The 4,209-nt window shown below is 69.1% G+C and carries 5 protein-coding genes; 3 read left to right on the top strand and 2 right to left on the bottom strand.

Going from position 1 to position 4,209, the window contains the following annotated elements:
• Positions 1–744 precede the first annotated feature (744 nt).
• On the top strand, positions 745–1,104 hold the full coding sequence (locus E1285_RS43675) for an MmcQ/YjbR family DNA-binding protein (RefSeq protein WP_132160790.1): 360 nt from the start codon (positions 745–747) through the stop codon (positions 1,102–1,104).
• Between the two features lie 99 nt (positions 1,105–1,203).
• On the opposite strand, the gene E1285_RS43670 is transcribed toward E1285_RS43675, so the two are convergent.
• Together E1285_RS43670 and E1285_RS43665 are read right to left on the bottom strand one after the other, a co-directional pair.
• On the bottom strand, positions 1,204–2,145 hold the full coding sequence (locus E1285_RS43670) for a hypothetical protein (RefSeq protein ID WP_132160789.1): 942 nt from the start codon (positions 2,143–2,145) through the stop codon (positions 1,204–1,206).
• Positions 2,146–2,233: 88 nt separating this feature from the next.
• A complete protein-coding gene (locus E1285_RS43665) occupies positions 2,234–2,986 on the bottom strand; it encodes an alpha/beta fold hydrolase (protein WP_132160788.1) in 753 nt (250 codons plus the stop codon).
• A gap of 141 nt (positions 2,987–3,127) precedes the next feature.
• On the opposite strand from E1285_RS43665, the gene E1285_RS43660 reads away from it, so the two are divergent.
• On the top strand, positions 3,128–3,700 hold the full coding sequence (locus tag E1285_RS43660) for a sigma-70 family RNA polymerase sigma factor (protein WP_132160787.1): 573 nt from the start codon (positions 3,128–3,130) through the stop codon (positions 3,698–3,700).
• The coding region (locus tag E1285_RS43655) for a VOC family protein (RefSeq protein WP_132160786.1) at positions 3,693–4,209 on the top strand (517 nt) is incomplete at its 3' end. The genes E1285_RS43660 and E1285_RS43655, both read left to right, overlap by 8 nt.

The raw sequence follows: 4,209 nt of genomic DNA, 5'->3' as shown, positions 1-4,209 counted from the left end.
AGATCGTCCCTCCCGTCGACGACGACCTCCACCTCACCGCCCGCACTGACGCCCACCCCACCGCCATGACCACTCACAACGCCGACCCCACAGCGATGGCCACCTGACGCTCCGCAACCACAACTCCACCACCATCCGTCACACCCCGCCGCCCCGAGGCACAGCCGATTCCCCGGCAGTGATCACCGCGCAGCGACACCTGTTCGCTGCGGGCGCCACAACCGCATCCCACGACCATCGCCAATGCCCTCACGTGCGTCAGCACGGCTTCCATCAAGCGGAAAACTCGGGTTCTCCGTAGCGGCGGCGGCTTGAGAACTGACCCCAGGCGACGGGCGGGTACCCGTCGCGCCACTCCTGGTCCGCGAAGGGCCGTGGAGCTGGGACGACGGGGTCCCTCGTGGCGGCACCCCTCGTACCGGGCGGGGAAGCCCGGTCATTCCGGTACCCGTCACTGCTGGAGCGGCTCGGCATCCCGCTGAACACGTCAGACGGGGCGCTGGCGGCCAATGAGCCGCCGAAGTATCAGCGTACGGGGAAGAGCCCGGTCCTGGGCGCGGTCCAACGCGTCACCCACGCACCCCGCACCGCACCGGAACAGCCCTGACGGCCGCCGTCGGTTCGGGCTCTGCCGGTGGGCCCCGGTTGCGCTTACGATTGCCAAGGACCTGAAGGTGCCCGGCCCGCTGGAACCATGGGAATCGCAGGAAGGGCGCGGAGGCCACGACTACGGGAGGACTGCGCATGAGTGACATGGACGCACACTCGCGGATACGCAAAATATGCCTTTCGTTTCCGGAAGCGGTGGAGAAGCCGTTCGGGGGGCACACGGCACCGTCCTTCCGAGTTCGGGACAAGCTGTTCGTCATGACGAGCGAGGACGGCCTCTCAATGATGTTCAAGGCGGGGCCAGGGGTGCAGGAAGCCCTCGTAGCAGAGGACCCTGAGCGCTTCTTCGTTCCGAAGTACGTGGGCGGCAAGGGATGGGTCGGCACCCTCCTCGACATCGACCAGAACTGGGAGGAGATAGCCGAACTCATCGAGGACAGCTACCGCCTCATCGCCCCGAAACGCCTGGTCAACCTCCTCGACCTCCAGCAGTAGCGCTTATCCGGTAGCGGCCCGGTCTCGCCCTCGATCAGCTCACGGATGAGCACGGCGACACCGGGCCCAGCGTCCACGCCGCTCACCGGCATAATGGTCTCAGCGGCGGCGTCGAAGGAGAGCCAGGCGGGCGGTTATGTGGTCCATGGTTGCGTCATCGGGTTGCCAGCCTCGTTGAAGGAGTGCGGTCAGGAGTGCCTCCATGTAGGGCGCCGGGCGGTACAGGAAATGCTTCGTGACGGGAATGATCTCCCACCCCGTCTCCTTGTCGAGCCAGCGCCGGCGGCGCGCATCATGAGCGCGGGCCCCGGTACCGGTGTGATGACGTTCGCCGTCGTACTCGAGGCCGACACGGAATTCCGGGTAGCCGAGGTCGACGTAAAGCCACTGCCCATGCGGCCCCATCACCGGTATCTGCGTGTGCGGACGCGGGAAGCCCGTTTTCATGACGGCGACTCGGGTCCAGCTCTCTCCTGGGGATGCCGCGCCGCGGTCACCGAGGCGGACGATCTCCCGTAGTCGCTTGTTGCCGCGGTACCCCGGCAGGGTGCGGGCCATCGTGGTGAGTTCGACGGCGGGCACTCCCCGGCGCAGGAACTGGTCCAGTGCCGCGACCGCCTCGTAACGAGGGAGCCAGCGCGCACAGTCCAGGGCCGTCCTGGCCAGGGAGGTGACGCGCACACCTTCCTGCTCCACGACATGGCCGGCTGGGAGCTCCACGGTGTCGGCACTGATCGGGGAAGGCCCGTGCGGGCTCGTCGACGGGCCGCGCGTGGCCGGCGGCTGGGTTCCGGGAGTGGTTGAGGCGATGAGGTCCACGGGCCAGTCGGCCTCGTCCACTCCCGGGGGTAAGACGTCCAGGCCCCAGATCCATGCGGCGGTGCGGCGTGCGACGACGAACTCCTTCGGCAGGAGCCCGCTGAGCGCGGCGGATCGCGCGGCGAGCGAAGAACCCCTCACCGGGACGAAATAGACGCCGGGGCCGACGGGGACGACCGAATCGGCGGTCGTCCGCTTCCAGGTAAGGCTGAATCCGTCCATGTGGATTGATGGTGGTTGGTCGGACGGCCCTTCGTAAGGCGAGTGCGACATTGTGGATAACTTCGAATCACCACAGGTCGGACAGACCTCAGGGGGTGGCGACCGCGGCCCAATCGCCAATGCGCTTGATCAGACCTGGTGTGGCGGCGACTTCCGCGTGGCCGAAGGCCGGCTCGACCCACAGTTCGCGTGGGTCGCGGGCGGCGCCGTACAGCTGCCGGCCGTGTTCGGGAGGGAAGAACGGGTCGGCGTCCCCGTGGACGACCAGGAGCGGCACCGGGGCGATCCTGCCGACGACCTCGTATGGCGCCTCTGGCACCGGATCCCATCCGCTCGGGGCGATCCGGGTACCGCGTGCCAGGCGCACCGCCAGCCGCCCGACGCGTCGCTCGATCGCCCAGTGCACGCGCCGCATCGGCACCGTGTCGCGGTAATGCCAGCGAGCCGGTGCGCTGACGGAGACCACCGCGTCCACCCCGCCGTGCAGTGCCGCGTGCCTGACGGCGATGGCGCCGCCCATGGAGAATCCCGCGACGGCGATCCTCGCGTATCCCCGGCGGCGCGCCGCCGCGACCACCGCGTCGAGGTCGAAGACCTCGCGGTCACCCACGGTGGAGCACCCACCGGACCTGCCATGACCACGGAAATCGAGCCCGATGACCCCGCCGTGCCGGTTGAGGGCACCGGCGATGCGGCGAAGCGGCGCCTGCCGCCACGAGCACGTGAAGCCATGTGCCAGGACGAAGCACAGATCGCCGTCGCCCGGCAGGTGACCTGCGTCGATCCGCACGCCATCGGCGGTGTAGAGCGTGAGAGCTTCGGGAATCACCACGTTCTCCATGATCGGTCATCGCTCTTCGCGATCATTCGCGACCCCTGTGACCTGGGAGGAAGAGCGGTGACATCGAGGGCGATCCGTGATCGTCCGAAATTTCTTGGCGGTGACCCGTCGGAGAAGCGGCCCGCCGAACGATGGAGGAGTATGAACCACCCGGGACAACTCGAGCCCGACCCGGGGGCGGCGCTGCTTGATCTCTACGACACGGCGCTCCCCGAGGTCTACGGCTACCTGCTGCCCCGGTGCGGCCGGCGTGCGCTGGCCGAGGACCTCACGGCGGAGACGTTCCTGGCCGCGGTCGAGGCGGTGCGCAAGAAGCCTCCTCCGGAACTGTCCGTCGCCTGGCTGGTCGGCGTGGCCAGGCACAAACTGGCCGACCATTGGCGGCGGGCGGCACGCGAGGAACGCGGCCTCCAGGTCCTGGACGGGGGTGTCCGGGACGTCACTGAGGATCCCTGGGACGAGCGCCTGGACGCACTTCTCGCCCGCGAGGTCCTCGGCACCCTGGGCGCCCACCACCGGGCCGCCCTGACGCTCCGCTACCTCGACGGGCTGCCCGTCCCCCAGGTCGCCGAGCATCTCGGGCGCACACACCAGGCCACGGAGGCGTTGCTGGTGCGGGCCAGGGCCGCTTTCCGGCACGCCTACACCGATCATTGTTCGCCCGGGAAACGGATCTCCGGACGCCGAGGCAGGAAGGAGGGCCACGATGACTGATCCGCTGGAGGCTCTCCACGCACCGGTCGTCCCGGTCGAACCGGACCCGAGCTTCGCGGCGCGGCTGCGCGACCGCCTGCGGCGCGCGCTGCTGCAACCCACGGGAGACACCATGACCACGACCACCACCGCCCAGATGCACACTCTCGCCCCGTACCTCTGTGTCGACGACGGACAGCAAGCCCTGCGCTGGTACGCGGACGCGTTCGGCGCGGAAGTCCGCGACGAGCCGGTCATCATGGACGACGGGCGCGTCGGGCACGCGGAACTGGCGCTCGGCGACTCCATCCTGATGCTCGCCGACGAGTTCCCCGAACTGGGACTCCTCGGCCCCAAGGCGCGCGGCGGCCCCAGCCAGTCGCTCTACCTGACGGTCCCCGACGTCGACGTGGTCTTCTCCCGCGCCGTCGAACTCGGCGGGGCCCCCGACCGTCCCGTGGCCGACTACCCGTACGGCCGCAACGGCGTCGTCACCGATCCGTTCGGACACCGCTGGATGATCACGACCC

It is taken from the genome of Actinomadura sp. 7K507 (genome assembly GCF_004348425.1).
In the GTDB taxonomy this organism is placed as follows: domain Bacteria; phylum Actinomycetota; class Actinomycetes; order Streptosporangiales; family Streptosporangiaceae; genus Spirillospora.
The sequence above is the reverse complement of the archived record's forward strand: the minus strand, read 5'-3'. Positions and strand labels throughout refer to the sequence as shown.